A 17,878-nucleotide genomic window follows, 5' to 3' on the forward strand; every position below is an offset into this window, starting at 1 on the left:
CAAAGCCGCTTTAACGCAGCTGCCTTCATTCGGCGGGCAAAAAAGTTGTCCGCCGATTTTTAGTTTAAAAGGGAGGTATTACTTTGGGAGAGAAAAAGCATCTGTTCGGATCAACGGAAAAATCTGATTTTATATTGAATATGACCGAACAGGGAACAAAAAAGCTGTGCGGTATTTACTGTATGATCGCAATGCTTGTCGTTGCCCTTGCCGCAATTCCATATTATCTTACAAAGAATATTGTAGATTATGTCAGCACTGAAACCGGCTTTGAGGTAACTCATTATTTAAGTGAGAAGCTTGTTTTTCTTGTATCGACTCTTTTTATTGCCGCAGGACTTATCGGCTTTCTGATTTTTCTTGTAGGTCATATCAAGCAGGAGGTAATAATAAAAAACAACAAGGCTCTGCTCTGGTTCGCAGGATTTATTACAGTCAGCGTGATCTCGACCCTTTGTGCCGACAGCATAATGTACGCATTTTACGGATATTTAGACAGATCGGAGGGTCTGCTTTCAATTCTGGGCTATCTGGGATTTTTCTCAATGGCTATGACAGTTACCGGGGATAACTGGAGACTCAGAATATCTGACCTTCTGGTAGGTATAGGAGCAGTAAACGGAGTGATCGGAATATTGCAGAGCATTCCGTCCGTCGGAAGCAAAATACCTAATTATTTTCAATATTTGTTCAAGGACTTCGGTACTGCCGTCGGCGAAGGAGAAATAGTTATTAATAATTTGATACATACGGAAGGATATATCGCAACAGGTCTGGCCGCTACGCCTTTCGCTCTTGCCGCGCTGCTTACCGTTGCCTTTGCCGCAGCCGTTTCGGGAGCCGCTTTTGACAGATCTGTACCAAGACGTATCCTGTACCTTGTATCAGCCGCAGTAATGTCGGTATGCGCCGCATTTACAAGAGTTCTTCCTGCGGTTATAGGAATCTGTGCCGCAGCGGCTGCCGCAGCCCTGATAGGCATAATAAGAAAAATAAAAGCGGAGGAAAAGCCGTCTGCACTGCCTGCTTTAAGCGGTATTCTGATAGCTGCGCTTTCGTTGGGGATAATATTCGGCTCGGGTCTGAGCAGCTTTAAAGATGAGCAGATAATATTTACCGACTGCTACGACAGGCTTTCTATCTCAGCAGGAGCAAGGGAGGATACCTCGTCATGGATCTACTCATACCTTTGGGACGACGGAATGTATGTTGTTCAGAATCACCCTGTTCTCGGAACAGGACCTGATAACTGGGGAACAATGTACAGTCTCGGTGCTGTTATCGACCGCTCATATAACGAATATATTGACACTGCGGCTCAGCGCGGTATCTTTTGTCTTATTATTTATGTTTTTATTCTGCTGATAACCTTGAAAAAAGCCTTTGAAGCAGTAACAGGGTTTATACGGCAGAAAAACAACTGGGTAAGCGCCGCTGTAACCTGCGCAGTTATCGCATATATTATACAGGCGTTCTTCAATATCAGCTCTGTTTCAAGCACTCCTTTCTTTTGGCTGTGTATCGGACTTATCTGGAGCTATACGGCTAAGGGGAAAGTGAAAAATACAAAGCAAAAGTAAAATTATAAAAGCCCTGCTGAATAAATAAACAGCAAGGCTTTTGCTTTATTTTTACCGGCTCAGATAATTTATGCTGAATACTGAGATAGTCTGAGCCTTTACAGGTATACTCCGTCTACGGCTGGTCAAATAACGCCATGCCGTATTCGTCGGACAAAAAGATCCCCTGCTGTCAAGCGGCAAAAGTACCGAACCTGACAGCAGGGGATAAACTTATTTATCTGATAGCTCAGCAATCGCTCATTGAAGAATGTGACTTAACGTAATCAACTACATCGTCAACAGTTGTGAATGCAAGACCTACAACGGTATCTGCACAGCCGTAGTAAATTGCAATTCTTCCGGTATCCTTATCGCAGAGAGTAGCACACGGGAAGGTTACGTTAGGTACGTCGCCTACGCACTCATAAAGCTCCTGAGGGCTGATAAGATACTCAGCGCAGCGATACTTGACCTTCCAAGGCTCGTCAATGTCGAGAATACAAGCGGAGAAGCTGTATACAAAGCCGTTGCATGACTCAAGAACTCCGTGATAGAAGCAGAGCCAACCCTCGGAGGTTTCTATCGGAATAGGGCCTGCGCCTATCTTCTTAGACTCCCAGCCTCTCAGAGGTCCCATAACGTGTCTGTGCTCGCCCCAGTACTTCATATCAGGCGACTGCGATATGTACATATCGCCGAAAGGAGTATGACCCGAATCAGACGGTCTTGAGAACATAAGATATTTATTGTTGATCTTTCTCGGGAAAAGAACGCCGTTTCTGTTGAAAGGAAGGAACGCATTCTCGCACTGATAGAAAGTCTTAAAATCAAACGTATAGCCAACGCCGATAGTAGGCTTCCAGCCGTAAGCATTGCACCAGGTTACCCAGTATCTGTCCTCTATCCAGCAAACTCTAGGGTCGTAACCGTAGCCCCACTGGTTTACCTCTTCAGTAGACTTATCAGCCTGCTCAAACTGAATCCTTTCCTCGTTAAGCTTCCAGTTAATACCGTCATCAGAAAAACCAACGTGAAGCTCCATGTTTCTTTCCTTGTCGTCGCAGCGGAAAACGCCTGCAAACTTGCCCTCAAAAGGAACTACTGCACTGTTAAAAATAGAGTTGGAGCACTTAATAAGGTTTCTTGGAATAACCGGATTCTCAGAATATCTCCAGATAACCTCCTTGCAATCTGCCGGCTTGTCCTGCCATGGCATATTAGGAATCGACTGACCGTTAATGATCTTTACGTTCATGATTAAATTCCGCCTTTCATAAAAATTTTCATTTTTCAAGAAATTACTCAAGAACACTTTTATATCTTCTTTAAGAAATATCTTTTTATCGGTGTCAGAAACTTTCCTCTGACCGCCTTATATATTAAAACATATTTTTTTATTTTTTGCAAGCCTTTATTTTTTGTGAAAACGTTTAAAAAGTGAATGTAAACGTATACTTCTGTAAGTTCATATATATTTTACAAATACAATTTCAAGCAATACAGCAATATTAACTTAATATGATTTATTTAGTTTCATATATTTATATCAAATGATATTTTAACCAACACTTTAAGTACAGCATAATATACTAAGCAGGGCATTATTGCTTTAATATTTTTTTACATCGAAAAATCTACTTATTTTGTATATTATATCTATTGACAAAAGGCGACCTCGGAGGTATAATAATAAAGAATGTAAAGTATAATTTATGGCGTAATAAACAGGAATTATAAAACATCTGACTTATGTCGGCGGGCATTTGTCAGCAGGAGGTTAGCGCTGATGCTTGAATTGAAAAATATAAGCTGGAGTCTTTCGGGGGGAGAAAAGATCCTTAAAGACGTCAGCCTTGTAATACCGTCCGGAAAGCTTACCGTTATTACCGGACCAAACGGAGGAGGAAAAACTTCTCTTGCAAAGCTTATTGCCGGACTTGAGCTGCCGGATTCGGGAAAGATCCTTCTAGACGGTATTGATATAACTAGCTGGGATATGACAAAACGTTCCCTAAGCGGAATCGGCTTCGCTTTCCAGCAGCCGGTACGCTTTAAGGGTCTTACTGTAAGGGATCTGCTGGAGCTTGCCGCTCAGCGCAGTCTTGAAGAAAAGGAGCTTTGCGACTATCTTGGAAAAGTAGGGCTATGTGCAAGGGAATATATAGACAGAGTAGTAGACGCAAGCCTTTCAGGCGGAGAGGCAAAGCGCATTGAGATCGCCTCTGTGCTTGCGAAAAAGGACGCAAAGGTGCTGGTATTCGACGAACCTGAGGCGGGTATAGACCTATGGAGCTTTTCAAGCCTTATAGACGCTTTTGAAAAGCTGAAGCTTACAGAGAACAAATCGCTGTTGATCATTTCACACCAGGAACGTATCCTGGAGATTTCTGACTATATTGCAGTAATTGCCGACGGTCATGTAAGAACAGTCGGCGAAAAAAGCGAAATACTTCCCACGCTGTTTTCTGAAGAAAAAGCGGTTCGCTGTCCCTTGGGAAAAAATACGGAGGAGGGTATTTAAGTGGATAAGACAACCGAAGAGCTGCTCGGAATAGTATCCGACTGGAGCGGAAAATTCAACGGTGCATACAACATACGGGAAAACGGCTCCTGTGCCGGAAGACGATCATCTGAAAATATACAGATAGATTCAAAATCCGACGGTCCGGGACTTGTTATCCATATAAGTCCCGAAGCTAAAGGAGAGACCGTTTATATTCCCGCCTGTGTAACTCACGGCGATGTAGACGACCTTGTATACAATGATTTTTATGTAGGCGAGGGAGCGGACGTTATAATTGTAGCAGGCTGCGGCGTTCATACCGACGACGGTCACGATGCCCGTCACAACGGAATACACAGGTTTATCCTGGGAAAAGGCGCCAGAGTTCTTTACAAGGAAAAGCATATCGGAACAGGAACCGGCACAGGACTCAAGAAAATTGATCCGGTCACTGACATAATACAGGGTGAGGATTCGTATCTTGAAATGGATACTATTCAGCTGAGCGGAGTAGACAGAACTGTCAGAAAAACAACTGCAAAGCTTGAAAAGGGCGCAAAGCTGGTAATAAGAGAAAGAATTCTTACAGACGGAAACGAAACCGCTGAAACGGATTTTCATGTAGAACTGGAGGGCAATGATTCGGGCGTAGATATAGTATCCCGTTCTGTTGCAAGAGGAAATTCATATCAGGAGTACCATTCAAAGATCAGCGGAAACTGCCGCTGTACAGGACACTCCGAATGCGACGCTATCCTTGCGGACAACGGCAGAGTAAACGCCGCTCCCGAACTTTTTGCTGGAGATATAGACGCTTCTCTCATTCATGAAGCGGCGATTGGCAAGATCGCCGGTGAACAGATAATAAAGCTGCGTACTCTGGGGCTGACCGAACAGCAGGCGGAGGAAAAAATAATCGAGGGCTTCCTAAGAGGCTAGCCGCAGACTTAAATTGATAATAATCCGCAAAATCATGGACAGCTATATTATTTCAGTTTGACAATATATTATAATAAAAATTTGATTCCCGACATGATAAAACACCGCAGCTTTGATATAAAGCTGCGGTGTTTTATTGCTAAAGTAATTAGAAATACGACTACTGCTTCTTTCGTATAAGATATCACAATTCTATATATCTCTCTTTATCTTCGCCGCCGTAAACCTCAAGACCCAGACCGTTGACCTGTTCTTAACCGAATTTAGGAAGATATTCTCTGAAAATTGAAATTTGAGCAGCAAGCCTTTTGTGCAGCACATCAAAGTCGATCACGGCGTTCATATTTGTCAGCAAATCCATGCGGTTTTCTCCATTCAATCAAAATAAACTGTTTGACCGCAACCTATTTTGCACAAATTTGTTTGCTTCAGCAGTGCGTGTAAAAAACGTGTATATAAAAATAAAACCACGCAAATGCGTGGTTTTATTACTATTTGGCGGAGAAGGAGGGATTCGAACCCTCGAAGAGCTATTAACCCTTACACGAGTTCCAGTCGTGCGCCATAAACCGGACTAGGCGACTTCTCCGTATAATTTTACAACATTAAGATTATATCATACCGCAGATAATTTGTCAATACCTTTGAAGAAAAAAACAAGGAAATCAATTTTGCCAAGCAATTCAGATGCCATTTGCAAAAAAACAAGCTATAAGTTGTCTGTTCCCCGAAGCACAACGAGGAACAGACGTTATATTATTTTTAAATGCAAAAATTGCTTACAATTCTACTATCGCCTTCATAGGGCAGGCTTCCTTGCAGGTTCCGCAGCCCACGCACAGTGTATAATCTATTACCGCATGATTATTCTGCACTGAAATAGCTCCCTTGGGGCATTTCTTTGCGCATATCCCGCAGCCTATACAGCCTCCGCTGCATATCTTTCTTGTTATCTTTCCCAGATCGGCAGATGAGCAGGCAACCTCGATCTTCTGTTTTCTCGGCCGTACAACTATTAGATCGTTCGGACATTCCTTTGCGCACAGACCGCAGCCAATGCATTTTGAGGAGTCAACAACAGCTATTCTGTTTACTATAGATATAGCGTTCTGAGGGCATACTCTTACGCAGTCGCCGTAGCCAAGACAGCCGCTTGTACAGGTTTTCGAGCCGTTGTAAAATCTGTTGCAGGCGGCGCAGGACTGGATTCCGTCAAAATCGTATTTATGAGCAGTTGCGTTGCAGTCACCCTTGCAGCGGACAAATGCGGTTTCAGGCTCTACCGCTTCTGCCGATTTTCCCATTATCTCCGCAAGCTTCGCCGCCGACTCCGCTCCTCCCGGCTTGCACATATTGCAGGGCGCGTCCTTGTTTACTACTGCGTCGGCGTAATCGTTGCAGCCTGAAAATCCGCAGGCTCCGCAGTTTACCTGAGGCAAAGCCTCCTGTGCCGCCTCTAAACGCTCGTCAGTTTTAACTGCAAAGGCCTTTGAAGCGGCGGTCAGCAAAACTCCCGAGATTATGCCCAGTACAGCAAAAAGCGCTATTGGTATTATATATTCCAAGTTTATCCTCCTTATCGTTGCTGTTTTATTTTTTAAGTTCAGGATAGTATCATTTTTATACGGTTTGCTCGGTTGACTTCGGACAGACCTGAGTCATAATCCAGAGTGTAAATAAATGCGTGCGGATACTGCTTTCTCAGCTTTCCGATCTTACCCCTTACACAGGAATGGCTTACAAGGCAGCCGAAAGGCACTACCGCTATGGCTCTTGTGCAGCCGTTTTTGAGAGCCTCGGAAATTTCGGCTTCGATCAGCCATCCGTCGCCCATCGTTTCTCCGTAACAGCGTGATTGGCTGAGCTTTTTAAGCTTTATATATTCCGTAATCGGTTCAAAGCCGTTATCAGTCAGAGCTTTGTTCATAAGCTTCTGTATGTAAGCCATGAATTTGATCAGCAGCGGCGCACATAATCCTGACGGAGTTATCCGTCCGTAGAGCTTTATTTCTGTTGTACTGCAGTCTGCAAGATACATTATATATTGTGCAAAACCGCCCATATGGAGCTCACAGCTCTGCTGTCTTAAAATGTCCTCCAGACCTCCGTTGCCAAGCGCACAGTATTTGATATAAAGCTCTCCGGCAAGGCAAACCTTTTTTACATTCCTTTGAATGCGGGGAATTTTAGAAAAGCTGAGACAGATCTTATCAAAAATGATTTTCATATCAGAAACCGACAGCCATTTTTTTGCGGAAAGCTGTATTGAGATTTTCCTCTTCCAGCTTTCGGTAAGCTTAAACGTCTGACCTTTGTTTGCTTCGTAAGGAGCAACCTCATTATACAGCCGCATAAGCATATCGCCGTAGAAAACAGCCGCACAGGCGGTAATTATCATTATCGGAGTAATCCTGAATCCGCTGTGATGTTCGACTCCGCTTACGTTCAGCGAAACTACCGGTACGCATTCAAAACCAGCTTTTTTCAAAGCTTTTCTCAGCAGATAAATATAACTGCATGCTCGGCAGCCTCCTCCCGTTTGGGGAAGCAGCAGAGCGGTTTTATGCAAATCATATCTGCCGCTTTTCAGGGCGGTCATAAACTGCCCGATGATCAGATTTGCAGGAAAGCAGATATCGTTGTTTGTATACTCAAGTCCTTGCGATATAATGCGGTTAAGCATTTGGGGTGAAGAAGTGCTTTCAAGCGCCTCGGCTTTGTATCCGCCTGAACGAAACGCTTCTATGATCAGCGGAAAATGAAAATCAAGCATTGAGGGAATAAGAATTGTATGAGTTTTACGCATTGTCGGCGTAAATTCGGCATATTGAGTTTTCATATTATCCGAACAGACCGCCGAAACCCATAAAGCTCAGCGATACTATAGACGCCGCGATCAGCGTCGATGGAACTCCCTTGAAGGTTGCCGGAATATCAGAATGCTCGATCCTTCCTCTTACACCCGAAAACAATACCAATGCCAGAGAAAAGGCAATTCCCGTACCCAGAGCGTTAAATACAGACTGAACAAAGCCGTAGCCGTTGTCGATATTGGCGACCGTAACTCCCAGAACTGCGCAGTTCGTAGTTATCAGCGGAAGATATACTCCCAGAGCCGAGTAAAGCGGCGGCATTACCTTTTTCAGTACGATCTCAACAAGTTGGACGAACAGCGCAATAACAAGTATAAAAGCTACCGTTCTTAAATATGTTATCTTAAATCTGTCAAGCAGCATATATACAGGATAGGTGCAGGCAGTTGCACAGACCATTACGAAAATTACCGCTCCGCCCATTCCCACAGATGATTTCAGCTGCTTTGAAACGCCGAGAAACGGACATATTCCCATAAACTGCGACAGTACGACGTTATTAACGAAAACTGCGCTGAGGACGATTATGATAAGTTCCTTCATACCTTTACATCCTCCTTACTGCATTCCGAACAGTTTCCCCCGCATATTGAAGCGCTTGGACAGCCCTCGCAGGAGATCTCCTTAGGCGGTCTGCGGTTTGCCAGCTTGTTTACCAGTGCGATTATACAGCCCAATACGAAAAAGCCTCCCGCCGGCATAATGAATATTAGCATAGGATCGGAGCTTATTACCGGGATTTTCATGCCCATCCATGAACCTGCCCCCAGTATTTCTCTTATCGAACCCATTGTAAAGAGCGAAAGCGTAAAGCCAAGTCCCATTCCCAGACCGTCCAGTATCGACGGCAATACCTTGTTCTTTGAAGCAAACGCCTCGGCTCTTCCGAGAATAATACAGTTTACGGTAATAAGCGTCAGAAATACTCCAAGCGCAGAATAAAGCGACGGAACATATCTTTGCAGAATAAAGCTGATTAGGGTCACAAAACCTGCTATTATTACTATAAAGGACGGAAGCCTTACCGCCTTAGGTATTACGTTTTTGAGCAGCGAAATAACAATATTCGAGCATACCAGCACAAACGTCGTTGCAAGTCCCATTCCTATTCCGTTTACCGCCATAGTTGTTACCGCAAGCGTAGGGCACATACCAAGAAGAGTAACAAGAGTAGGATTTTCTTTTATAAGCCCTTTAGTAAACTCGTACCAGCCTGAGCTTCTGTTTTTATCAGCCACCGAAAATCTCCTCCTTATGTTCGGAATAAAGCTTAACAGCTTTTTTGCACGCCGCCTTCATACCCTTTGAGGAATATGTAGCGGAGGTTATGTTGTCAATTGAATTTTCATCGGTATCCGTATTGAATCCCTTTAGCTTATCAAGAAATGACTTTTCCTGGACCTTAGTTCCTACTCCGGGGGTTTCCCCTATTTCAAGAAAGTATATCCCCTCTACTGCACCCTCGGAATTTATTCCTATGAGAAGATGAAGTCCTCCCTTAGAGTAGCCGTCCTGCTTGATCTCCACAATACATTTGTCCCTGCTGTCGGTAATTACCGAAACAACGCCCTCAATATCAAAGGTTACGGGGGTTTTCTCCTCAGCGTCAGGGTCAAGCATTATCTTATAATCGCCGCTTCCGAAAATATCCTCGCAGCCTGCCTGAAGCTCGTCGGTCATGACTCCCGTCGTATCAACGTAGGTCTTATTATAAGCAAGCGCCAGCAGACCCGAAACCACAACGCATATTATCGTAAGCACCAACGGGGGCATTATGCTGTTTTTCATTTAGCCTCGCCCTCCTTTGCGCACTTTCCGTACAAACCTCCTACCGCTTTTTTACGAGTAAACATATCTATGTACGGAGTTACTATATTCATAAGCAGAATAGAATAGGAAACTCCCTCGGGAGCGGAGCACCAGAAGCGTATTACGCAGGTAATAAGTCCGCAGCCTATCCCGAAAATTATCTTTCCTTTTCCGGTTATAGGAGTAGTAACATAATCCGTAGCCATAAATATCGCTCCCAGCATTACTCCCCCTGCAAGTATCTGATATATTCCGTCTCTTCCGGTCAGATAAGAAAAAGCGAAAACCGTTCCTATAAATGCAAGAGGCGCATGAGGAGTAATTATTTTGACAGCGGCCAGATAGCACCCGCCAAGCAGCAGAGCAAATGCCGATACCTCGCCCAGACAGCCGCCTACAGTTCCGAGAAACATATCAGAATATTCCGCAGTTCCCGAAACAAGAGGAGTAGGCTGAGTAACCAAGTCGCTTGGATTATAAAACGGAACCGCCCATTGGCTCATTGCCGCAGGAAAGGACAGCATAAGCACTATTCTTCCGACGATCGCCGGATTTGCAAAATTGTGACCCAGTCCTCCGAAAAGCTGCTTTGTAATAACTATAGCAACAAATGTGCCTATTGCCGCCATCCAATACGGAAGCGTGACCGGCAGATTGAACGCAAGCAGCATTCCAGTAACGGCAGCCGAAATGTCCCCCGTACTGTTGGGACGTTTCATTATAAGATTGCAAAGGCGCTCCCACGCCATAGCGGTAAGAATGCAGAATCCCGTCAGAGTCAGCGCTCTGCCCCCGAATATTACAGCCGAGGCGATAAGTGCGGGACAAAGAGCGATAATAACGTGAGTCATTACCTTAGAAGTAGTCATAGAGCTGCGTATATGAGGTGACGGACTGACTGTAAGCTTTTCCAAAATTGATATCCTCCTTTACTTGCTCAGCGCAAAGCCCTTTGCAAGCTGATTTTTTTCCGCAAGATCTCTTTTGGCGGGGCAGACGTAGGAACAGCTTCCGCAGTTCATGCAAAGATTTATCTTCAGCTTATTAAGCGCCGCCCTGTCCCCGCGGTCGTAAGCCCTTTCAAGCTCCGCAGGCATAAGTCCCAAAGGACAGGCGTCTATACATCTTCCGCAGCGTATACAGTTTGTCTGCTGAGGATCGGCCTCCCTCCCCTTTACCGAGGTAGGCTTTTTAAAGGCAAGAATAGCATTGTTTGTCTTACACAACGGAGTATCGGGATCGTACACGCACATACCCATCATCGGGCCGCCCGAAATAAGCTTGTGTATTCCTGCGATATTCGTTTCGGTAAATTTAAGTATATCAGAGATTTTCATGCCTATAGGCGCTTTCAGATTGCATGGAGTTTTTACTGCGTCGCCATCTACGGTGATCCGCCTTTCAACAAGCGGCATTCCCGTTTCAAGATAGCTGTTTATAAAGCCGACCGTCGAAACGTTCATTACAAGGATACCGTGATCCGACGGAAGCGTTCCTTCCGTTATTATTCTGCCTGTCGCATTAAAAGCTATGACCTTTTCCGCTCCCTGAGGGTAGCAGGCTCTGAGCCTGAGCACCTTAAATCCGTCCTCCCCTGCAAGCTTCTCCTCAAACAGTGCGGCGGCTTTAGGCTTGTTGTCCTCTATACCTATGTATACGTTATCAATCCCCAGCAGCTTCTTTATCCGCTTTAAACCTCTTATAACGCCGTCGGAGTTCTCTATCATCTCCCTGTAGTCGCTGGTTATATAAGGCTCGCATTCCGCCGCGTTTATTACAAGGGAATCTATCCTTGTCTTGTTTTCGTCATAATTCAGCTTAATATGAGTAGGAAAGCCTGCTCCTCCAAGTCCGCAGCAACCCGAATCCCTTACCGCCCGAACCAGACTGCTTTTGTCGGTGACCTCAGGCGGCGAAACCTCCTGTGAAATGGTCTGAAGTCCGTCACAGCAGATCTCAACGACCTTGCAGGATTTTCCGTTGGCAAGTATCATATCGCTTACCGCCGTGACCTTTCCTGAAACGCTGGAATGTACCGGACAGGTCATAAAAGCCTCACAGTCGCCGATCTTCTGACCTACGCTGACCTCGTCGCCCGCCTTGACTAAGGGCATGCACGGCGCACCCATATGCTGTGACATAGCGATCCTGACGGTTTCCGGACAGGGAACTGCAATAGTTTCGGAGTTTTCCGTACCCTTTCTGTGGGCAAGAGCTATTCCGTTTAACCTCATTGATTTTCCTCCTCTGGTTTATCTGCAAAATGAAAAGCCGTATTCTTTATTTCAATACTGTTTCTTATTCCTTCCGAACAGTATATATTGTTTTTATTATCTAAAGCTATAACTTGAAAATCCGCGCTGTCAAGATATTTTTCAAGTCCGCTGATGCCCTCTATATAAATACAGGTGGACAAAAAATCCGAAAGCATACCGTCATTTTCGGTAATGACCGTAACCGACGCTATATCGCTTTCTGCGGGATATCCAGTTTTAAGATCGAATATATGAGAATAATTTTTACCGTTCCTGGTAAAAAATCTTTCATAGCCCCCCGAGGTAGAAATAAAGCACTGACCGGTTTCAAACGAAAGCGCCGCTGCTCCTGAACCGTCAGGTGTTTCTATATCGGTGCTGAAATTTGTACCGTCCGGCTTTCTTCCGTATAAAAGACTTGAAGATCCGAAGGAAACGACAGCATATTCGGCGTTTTTATTATCGAGCAGCATTCTTACCTCATCAAGCGCAAAGCCCTTTGCACAGGATCCGAAATTAAGCTTTGCACCGTTTTCAAGCTTTATACCGCCGTCCGATATGATCATATTTTCGCTTCCAATTGTTTTAAGTGCTGCTGCTATTTCCTCTGTATCAGGAATTTTCGGATCATCTCCGGTAACGTTCCAAAGGTCTATAAGCCTGCCTGAAGTGCAGTCTGTCTGAGGATACCTTTTATTAAGGCTTACCGCCCGTTTTATAAGCCGCTCCGTACTTTCCGAAACCTTTACCGGCATATCGGAATTATTGATACGGCTTATATCCGAGCCTTTATCATACGCGGACAGCAAGCCGTCAAGCTCCCTTATCTGCTCCGAACATTCAGAGATCAAAGTCTGCGGAGATACCGAAACGGTACATACGCAGTCCATTGCAAAAAGCTGAACCGTTTTTGCTTTGTCTGCCCCAAAAACCGAAAAAACCGCTCCGGCGGCTATCATTGCCAGTGCAGCCGCACATACCGCGTGACTTTTAGTTATATGCATGGCTTTTTCTCCTTAGGCTTGAAAAAAATCAACAGCTGTGCTATAATGATTCTTAAGTACAATATACAGAACATTGGATCTAAATCGGCTCACGGCTTCAGTTCAGGAAGCTCGATCTCTGGAATATATGCCTTTATAAGCTTTTCGCATTTTCCGACCAGCTCCCTGAGCATCTGGGAATATTCGACCGGCAGTTCAATATCCTGACGGTTTATACGGCTGCTGTATTTTATAAAAGTATTCAGACGGGCAGGCTCCTCGGTAAGTATTTTTCCGCTTATCCTGTCTGCCTCCTCATTATCAACACTGAAGATCGACGAGGAATTTCTGGGGTTGGCTTCATACAGCTGTCTAAGCATTCTGTATATACATACATAAATATATGCTTTTACCGACATTGATATATCCTCAGAGCCGGAAGCTTTTGAAAGAAGCTCAAGCATAGATACAGGCGCCTCGAAATCATCGTCGGCCGTAAGAGATAGTTCGGATTCAGCGCCCTTCCAGCTACCGAATACGTTTTCATACGGAACGTTGTAATATCTTATAAGCTTGATAACTGCCGGAACAGACCACATTCTGAAGCCGCTTTCAAGCTGAGAAAGGCTGCTTTGAGTAACTCCGAGAGCTTTTGCAGCTTCAGTTTGGCTGATATGCTTCGATTTTCTTATTTCAGCAAGCCGCTGCCCTATCTCTCTGCTGGACTGAATAAATTCCTTTTTACCTGAATAAGCGGTTCTCATACAATTTCCCCCTTTGAATTTGCTTATGGTATTTAGTATACAATATTTTCGTAAATTTGTAAAGCTTTTTTGTCGAATAAATACATATAAAATTATATATCGTTATATTTTGTAAGGAGTTATGGATAATGAAAGGATACAGACTAGCACTTGTCCGCCACGGAATGACCAGCGCCAATACCGACGGACGTTATATCGGGATTACCGATCTTCCCCTGAGCCGCGAAGGAATAGCGGATCTATACGACAAAGCGGACAGAAATCTCTATCCGTCGGTACAGAAGGTTTATACCTCCCCCTTAAAGAGATGCAGGCAGACAGCCGATATACTTTTCCCAAACCGTTACACGGCCGATCTGGGGCTTCTTGCGGAAATGAACTTCGGTGATTTTGAAAACAAGACCGCCGAAGAGCTTATGAATAATAAAGCATACAAAAAATTTCTGGAGGGGGGACTAGACAACCCTGCTCCCAACGGTGAATCTGCCAGAGATGTGGTAAACCGATGCTACGAAGCTCTTAATATTATAATTTCAGATATGATGTACGAGGGACTTACCAACTGCGCCGTCGTTACTCACAGCGGAATAATAATGAATATGCTCAGCTGCTTCGGAGTTCCGAAGCTAAAGCCTGCCGAATACAAATGCGGCTTCGGCGAGGGCTTTGAGATCCTTATAACGGCTTCAATGTGGCAGCGTTCAGGAGCATTCGAGCTGCTTGGAAGCTATCCTCCTCTTCAGGACGACGAATTTTAAAATATACAAAAGCATTAGCGAAAGGACGTGAGCAGCTATAACAAATAAGGAAATAAAATCAGAAGCTCTTAAGCGTCTGAAGGGAAACTGGGGCAACTGTATCGCACTTACGGTTTTTATCCTTGCTTTCGTATGCTTTCTCGCGCTCAGTGAAATTCTTATTTTTCTTGTACTTTCCTTTTTTGACCTGAGGGAATACTACTCTATGAGTTTCATGACGCACGGCTTCGGACTTTTCTTTTTAGGACTGCGCGCGGCTATCTTCTTTATATTCATAATGCCGGAGCTTTACATAGCCAGACGGCTTTTTATCGAAATTACTCAGGGAAAAAGCTTTGTTGAATCAAGGCAGTATATACAGAATAATTTCAAAAAGATCGTTCCGAGAGGTCTTGTTACCGCTCTTGTAACGGCTATGCTCAAAATTTTCGGAGCAGCTCCACTTTTCGTAGGTATATATGAGGTCTATTACTGGGGCTGGGTATGCAAGCTCAACGAGCTTACCTCCTGGGGACTGTTCTGCTTTATGCTTTCGCTTGGATTTACTTTTGTCTGGGCTGGGGTCTTTATTCATTACTGCATTTCGCTATGCCTTACAAATTATATAATGACCCTGAACCCAAGGGCAAATATTTTTGACGCCTGCGACCTGTCGGTAAAGCTTATGGAGGGGAAGCATTCAAGATATATAAGCTTTGTATTCTCGTTTGCTAAGTTTCTTCCTCTGCTGTTTTTATTTTATCCCGTATTTGCAGTAATTCCTTATTATATGGTTTCGTATATCGTATTCATGGAGGATCTTATGGGAGATTACTGGCAGGATAAGCTTCCGGCAATGATACAGCGCTGGAACAAGTACCGCAAAGGTCAGTCCCGCTAAAATAGGAGAACGCATTGAATTATGTCAGTTAAAATTATTATAGCTTCCTGCGAGGACGGCAGAACTCTTGGCGAAGCGCTTTCAAAGCGAGGAATTTCAAGACGGCTCATTACTTCGCTTAAACGTACCGAGAACGGAATTACCCGTGACGGCAAAACGATAAGAACTATAGACAGGATAAAAGCCGGAGATGAGATCATACTGAACGAGCGTGACTTGAAAACGCTTGAGCCTAATTCGGCTCTGAACGTTCCCGTTCTTTATGAGGACTGTGATCTGGTCGTTTTTGACAAACCGCCGCTTATGCCCGTCCACCCGTCCGTAAAGCATCAGGGCGATACACTGGGAAACTTTTTTGCCGCTCGTTATCCCGGTATCGCTTTTCGTCCGGTAAACAGACTTGACCGCGATACCTCCGGCTGTGTAATCTGCGCCAAAAGCCGATACGGTGCGGCAAAGCTGCAAAAAAGCTTTGAAAAGACATATTACGCCGTATGCTGCGGATTTCCGCCCAAAGAGGGAAGGATAGACGCACCGATTGCCAGAGAACGGGAGTCAATAATAAAACGTCAGGTATCCCCAGACGGTCAGAGGGCCGTTACCAATTACCGCATTATCGTCCGCAGCGATAAATATTCCCTTGCAGAGATCCGTCTTGAAACTGGGAGAACTCATCAGATAAGAGTTCACTTTGCCTATATCGGCTGCCCTCTGGCAGGAGACGATATGTACGGCGGCAGCATGGAGGATTACACTCGTCAGGCGCTTCACTGCGCTTCGGTAAGCTTTGAACACCCAATAAGCGGAGAAAAAATAACCGTTTCATCGAAATTGCCAGATAACTTTAGTTTATAGCGGAAGTTTTTAAGGATATAAAGAAACTTTGAAATGGCTTCAGGGGTTATCTCCTGTTGATCGCAGGCTGAAAAAGGTGCAATGCTGAATAACAAAACCGACTAAGCTTTCACTTAGTCGGTTTGCATAATTTTTTTCTAAACTTTTTCTAACCTTTGTGGATTGGTTCATTTGATGCTATCATCGGTTTTTTATATGCTTTTTTAAGCAGCATACGATTTAGTCATTGCCGTCTGTATTTTCAATAAGAGAACCCTTATCTTCCATAAGCCTGAATTCAATTTCAAACTCTTCTCCGCTTCCTGAAACCGACGGTCTGTAAACCTTTGCCTTTACAGTATCGCCGGGTTTTTTCTTTGCTAGAAAAGCCTGAACCGTTTCACTGTCCGAAACTTCGGTCTCGTCAAACTCGGTAATAATATCGTCCGGCTGAAGCTGAGTATTTGCTATATCACAGTCCTGGTCAACAGAAACAACATATATTCCGGCTTTTGTTCCGTACATCTGAGCAGTAGTTTCGCTTATCGAATAAAAGGTTATCCCTACCCTTACCCTGTTCTGAACATATCCGTACTCCATAAGATTCTCTATAATAGGTTTTGCGGCATTGATAGAAATAGCAAATCCTATTCCGTCATAATCGCTTGAAGCCAGCTTAGAAGAGGTTATCCCTATAACCTGCCCCCACATATTAAGCAGTGCGCCGCCCGAATTTCCGGGGTTTATTGCAGCGTCTATCTGAATACAGCTCATAGAGATAGAGGAATTCTCTACTTTTATCTGACGATCCAAACCTGAAACGATACCCTTTGTGACCGAACCGTAAAAGCCAGCGGGAGAGCCGATAGTAACTACGTCCTCTCCTACGCTGACGCTTTCCGAATCTCCGAACTGTGCCGGGGAAAGTCCTTTTGCAGGTATTTTTATAACCGCGATATCGCTGGCTGTATCCATTCCGATGATCTTTGCCTCATACTCGGTCTTATCCGACAGCACGACCTTTATTCCCTTTGAAGCTCCGTCTACTACATGAGCGTTGGTAAGGATATATCCGTCCTCGCTCATAACTATCCCGCTTCCCTGACCTACCGCCGCAAAGGACGTTCCTGTCTTGTATATCTCAATCGAAACTACCGAAGGAGAAACCGCTTCGGCTATTCCCTGAGCAGTATATCTTCCGTCCTCTTCATAATATTTGTCGTCAAGCTGAGGGGTCTTGGCTATAGGAAGCGTAAATTCTATGCGCTGATCCCCTGCAATTATATTTGCAAGCCAGCCTCTGCCCTTTACGGCTACTGTAATTATAAAAGACGTAACTATAACGATAAACAGCATAAAAACTATAACAACGGCTGACAGCTTTTTGCTGCGCTTTTTTCGTACTGCCGCAACTGAGTCCCAGAAATCAGCGGAAGTAAACTCCGTTTGATCAGGCTTTACAGTATTCTCCGTTTTCGGCGCTTCAGCGGCGTTCTCAGTTTCCGCTTCTGCCGCTTCCGAACGGATATTTTCCTGCGGACTGCTTTCCAAATCATCAAAAAAGCTCAAAATAATTCCTCCCGGGACATTCTATACATTAGTTCTTTTTTTCTTGTATGCACCATTTCTTTATATCTACTTCGGATAATGTTCCAATGACAGCCGCCGAAAGACCTTTTCAGTGCATATATACCTGCAAAGCTATACTTTATAAGTGC

General features: G+C 44.4%; 17 protein-coding genes and 1 tRNA gene. 6 read left to right on the forward strand and 12 right to left on the reverse strand.

The window, feature by feature from the left end:
- The first annotated feature begins 83 nt into the window (after positions 1 to 83).
- Positions 84 to 1,580: an O-antigen ligase family protein gene (locus ACYQ0H_RS07270; protein WP_459812178.1), complete on the forward strand. Its 1,497-nt coding sequence runs from the start codon at positions 84 to 86 to the stop codon at positions 1,578 to 1,580.
- Between the two features lie 229 nt (positions 1,581 to 1,809).
- On the opposite strand, the gene ACYQ0H_RS07275 is transcribed toward ACYQ0H_RS07270, so the two are convergent.
- Positions 1,810 to 2,817 (reverse strand): glycoside hydrolase family 130 protein, encoded by a 1,008-nt coding sequence (locus ACYQ0H_RS07275; RefSeq protein ID WP_459812179.1) that lies wholly within the window; start codon positions 2,815 to 2,817, stop codon positions 1,810 to 1,812.
- Between the two features lie 531 nt (positions 2,818 to 3,348).
- Here ACYQ0H_RS07275 and ACYQ0H_RS07280 point away from each other — a divergent pair.
- Together ACYQ0H_RS07280 and ACYQ0H_RS07285 are read left to right on the forward strand one after the other, a co-directional pair.
- Positions 3,349 to 4,083, forward strand: a complete 735-nt coding sequence (locus ACYQ0H_RS07280; protein WP_459812180.1) for an ABC transporter ATP-binding protein — start codon at positions 3,349 to 3,351, stop codon at positions 4,081 to 4,083.
- Positions 4,084 to 5,004 carry a SufB/SufD family protein gene (locus tag ACYQ0H_RS07285; RefSeq protein WP_459812181.1) on the forward strand — a complete coding sequence of 307 codons (921 nt, stop codon included), beginning with the start codon at positions 4,084 to 4,086 and terminating at the stop codon, positions 5,002 to 5,004. It begins immediately after the preceding gene.
- Between the two features lie 496 nt (positions 5,005 to 5,500).
- Here ACYQ0H_RS07285 and ACYQ0H_RS07290 read toward each other — a convergent pair.
- The 10 genes from ACYQ0H_RS07290 to ACYQ0H_RS07335 all read right to left on the reverse strand — a co-directional run bounded on the left by ACYQ0H_RS07290 (position 5,501) and on the right by ACYQ0H_RS07335 (position 13,688).
- Positions 5,501 to 5,593: transfer RNA gene (locus ACYQ0H_RS07290), tRNA-Ser, on the reverse strand.
- A 190-nt stretch (positions 5,594 to 5,783) separates the two neighbouring features.
- On the reverse strand, positions 5,784 to 6,569 hold the full coding sequence (locus ACYQ0H_RS07295) for an RnfABCDGE type electron transport complex subunit B (protein ID WP_459812182.1): 786 nt from the start codon (positions 6,567 to 6,569) through the stop codon (positions 5,784 to 5,786).
- Between the two features lie 38 nt (positions 6,570 to 6,607).
- Entirely contained in the window at positions 6,608 to 7,843 is a 1,236-nt protein-coding gene (locus tag ACYQ0H_RS07300; protein ID WP_459812183.1) for a 2-hydroxyglutaryl-CoA dehydratase, read from the reverse strand.
- Between the two features lies 1 nt (position 7,844).
- Complete coding sequence (locus ACYQ0H_RS07305) at positions 7,845 to 8,420, reverse strand: electron transport complex protein RnfA (RefSeq protein ID WP_459812184.1); 576 nt, start codon at positions 8,418 to 8,420, stop codon at positions 7,845 to 7,847.
- Positions 8,417 to 9,115, reverse strand: a complete 699-nt coding sequence (gene rsxE / locus ACYQ0H_RS07310) for an electron transport complex subunit RsxE (protein ID WP_459812185.1) — start codon at positions 9,113 to 9,115, stop codon at positions 8,417 to 8,419. The genes ACYQ0H_RS07305 and rsxE overlap by 4 nt, the downstream gene beginning before the upstream one ends.
- Positions 9,108 to 9,665: an FMN-binding protein gene (locus tag ACYQ0H_RS07315; protein ID WP_459812186.1), complete on the reverse strand. Its 558-nt coding sequence runs from the start codon at positions 9,663 to 9,665 to the stop codon at positions 9,108 to 9,110. The genes rsxE and ACYQ0H_RS07315 overlap by 8 nt, the downstream gene beginning before the upstream one ends.
- Positions 9,662 to 10,600, reverse strand: coding sequence for an RnfABCDGE type electron transport complex subunit D (locus ACYQ0H_RS07320; protein WP_459812187.1), 939 nt, complete (start codon positions 10,598 to 10,600; stop codon positions 9,662 to 9,664). The genes ACYQ0H_RS07315 and ACYQ0H_RS07320 overlap by 4 nt, the downstream gene beginning before the upstream one ends.
- A 15-nt stretch (positions 10,601 to 10,615) precedes the next feature.
- Entirely contained in the window at positions 10,616 to 11,920 is a 1,305-nt protein-coding gene (gene rsxC, locus ACYQ0H_RS07325; protein WP_459812188.1) for an electron transport complex subunit RsxC, read from the reverse strand.
- The gene (locus ACYQ0H_RS07330) at positions 11,917 to 12,945 is read right to left on the reverse strand and encodes an FAD:protein FMN transferase (protein ID WP_459812189.1); all 1,029 of its coding nucleotides are present in this window, start codon (positions 12,943 to 12,945) and stop codon (positions 11,917 to 11,919) included. The genes rsxC and ACYQ0H_RS07330 overlap by 4 nt, the downstream gene beginning before the upstream one ends.
- A gap of 89 nt (positions 12,946 to 13,034) precedes the next feature.
- On the reverse strand, positions 13,035 to 13,688 hold the full coding sequence (locus tag ACYQ0H_RS07335) for a helix-turn-helix domain-containing protein (RefSeq protein WP_459812190.1): 654 nt from the start codon (positions 13,686 to 13,688) through the stop codon (positions 13,035 to 13,037).
- Between the two features lie 128 nt (positions 13,689 to 13,816).
- Here ACYQ0H_RS07335 and ACYQ0H_RS07340 point away from each other — a divergent pair, with 128 nt between their 5' ends.
- The 3 genes from ACYQ0H_RS07340 (at position 13,817) to ACYQ0H_RS07350 (ending at position 16,181) form a co-directional block, all read left to right on the forward strand.
- Positions 13,817 to 14,446 carry a histidine phosphatase family protein gene (locus ACYQ0H_RS07340; protein ID WP_459812191.1) on the forward strand — a complete coding sequence of 210 codons (630 nt, stop codon included), beginning with the start codon at positions 13,817 to 13,819 and terminating at the stop codon, positions 14,444 to 14,446.
- A gap of 205 nt (positions 14,447 to 14,651) precedes the next feature.
- Complete coding sequence (locus ACYQ0H_RS07345) at positions 14,652 to 15,326, forward strand: hypothetical protein (RefSeq protein ID WP_459812192.1); 675 nt, start codon at positions 14,652 to 14,654, stop codon at positions 15,324 to 15,326.
- A 21-nt stretch (positions 15,327 to 15,347) separates the two neighbouring features.
- Positions 15,348 to 16,181, forward strand: a complete 834-nt coding sequence (locus ACYQ0H_RS07350) for an RluA family pseudouridine synthase (RefSeq protein WP_459812193.1) — start codon at positions 15,348 to 15,350, stop codon at positions 16,179 to 16,181.
- 219 nt (positions 16,182 to 16,400) lie between these two features.
- Here the strand turns inward: ACYQ0H_RS07350 and ACYQ0H_RS07355 are convergent, their stop codons facing one another.
- Positions 16,401 to 17,729 carry a S1C family serine protease gene (locus tag ACYQ0H_RS07355; RefSeq protein WP_459812194.1) on the reverse strand — a complete coding sequence of 443 codons (1,329 nt, stop codon included), beginning with the start codon at positions 17,727 to 17,729 and terminating at the stop codon, positions 16,401 to 16,403.
- Positions 17,730 to 17,878: the final 149 nt, after the last annotated feature.

The organism is Hominimerdicola intestinalis (genome assembly GCF_054655215.1).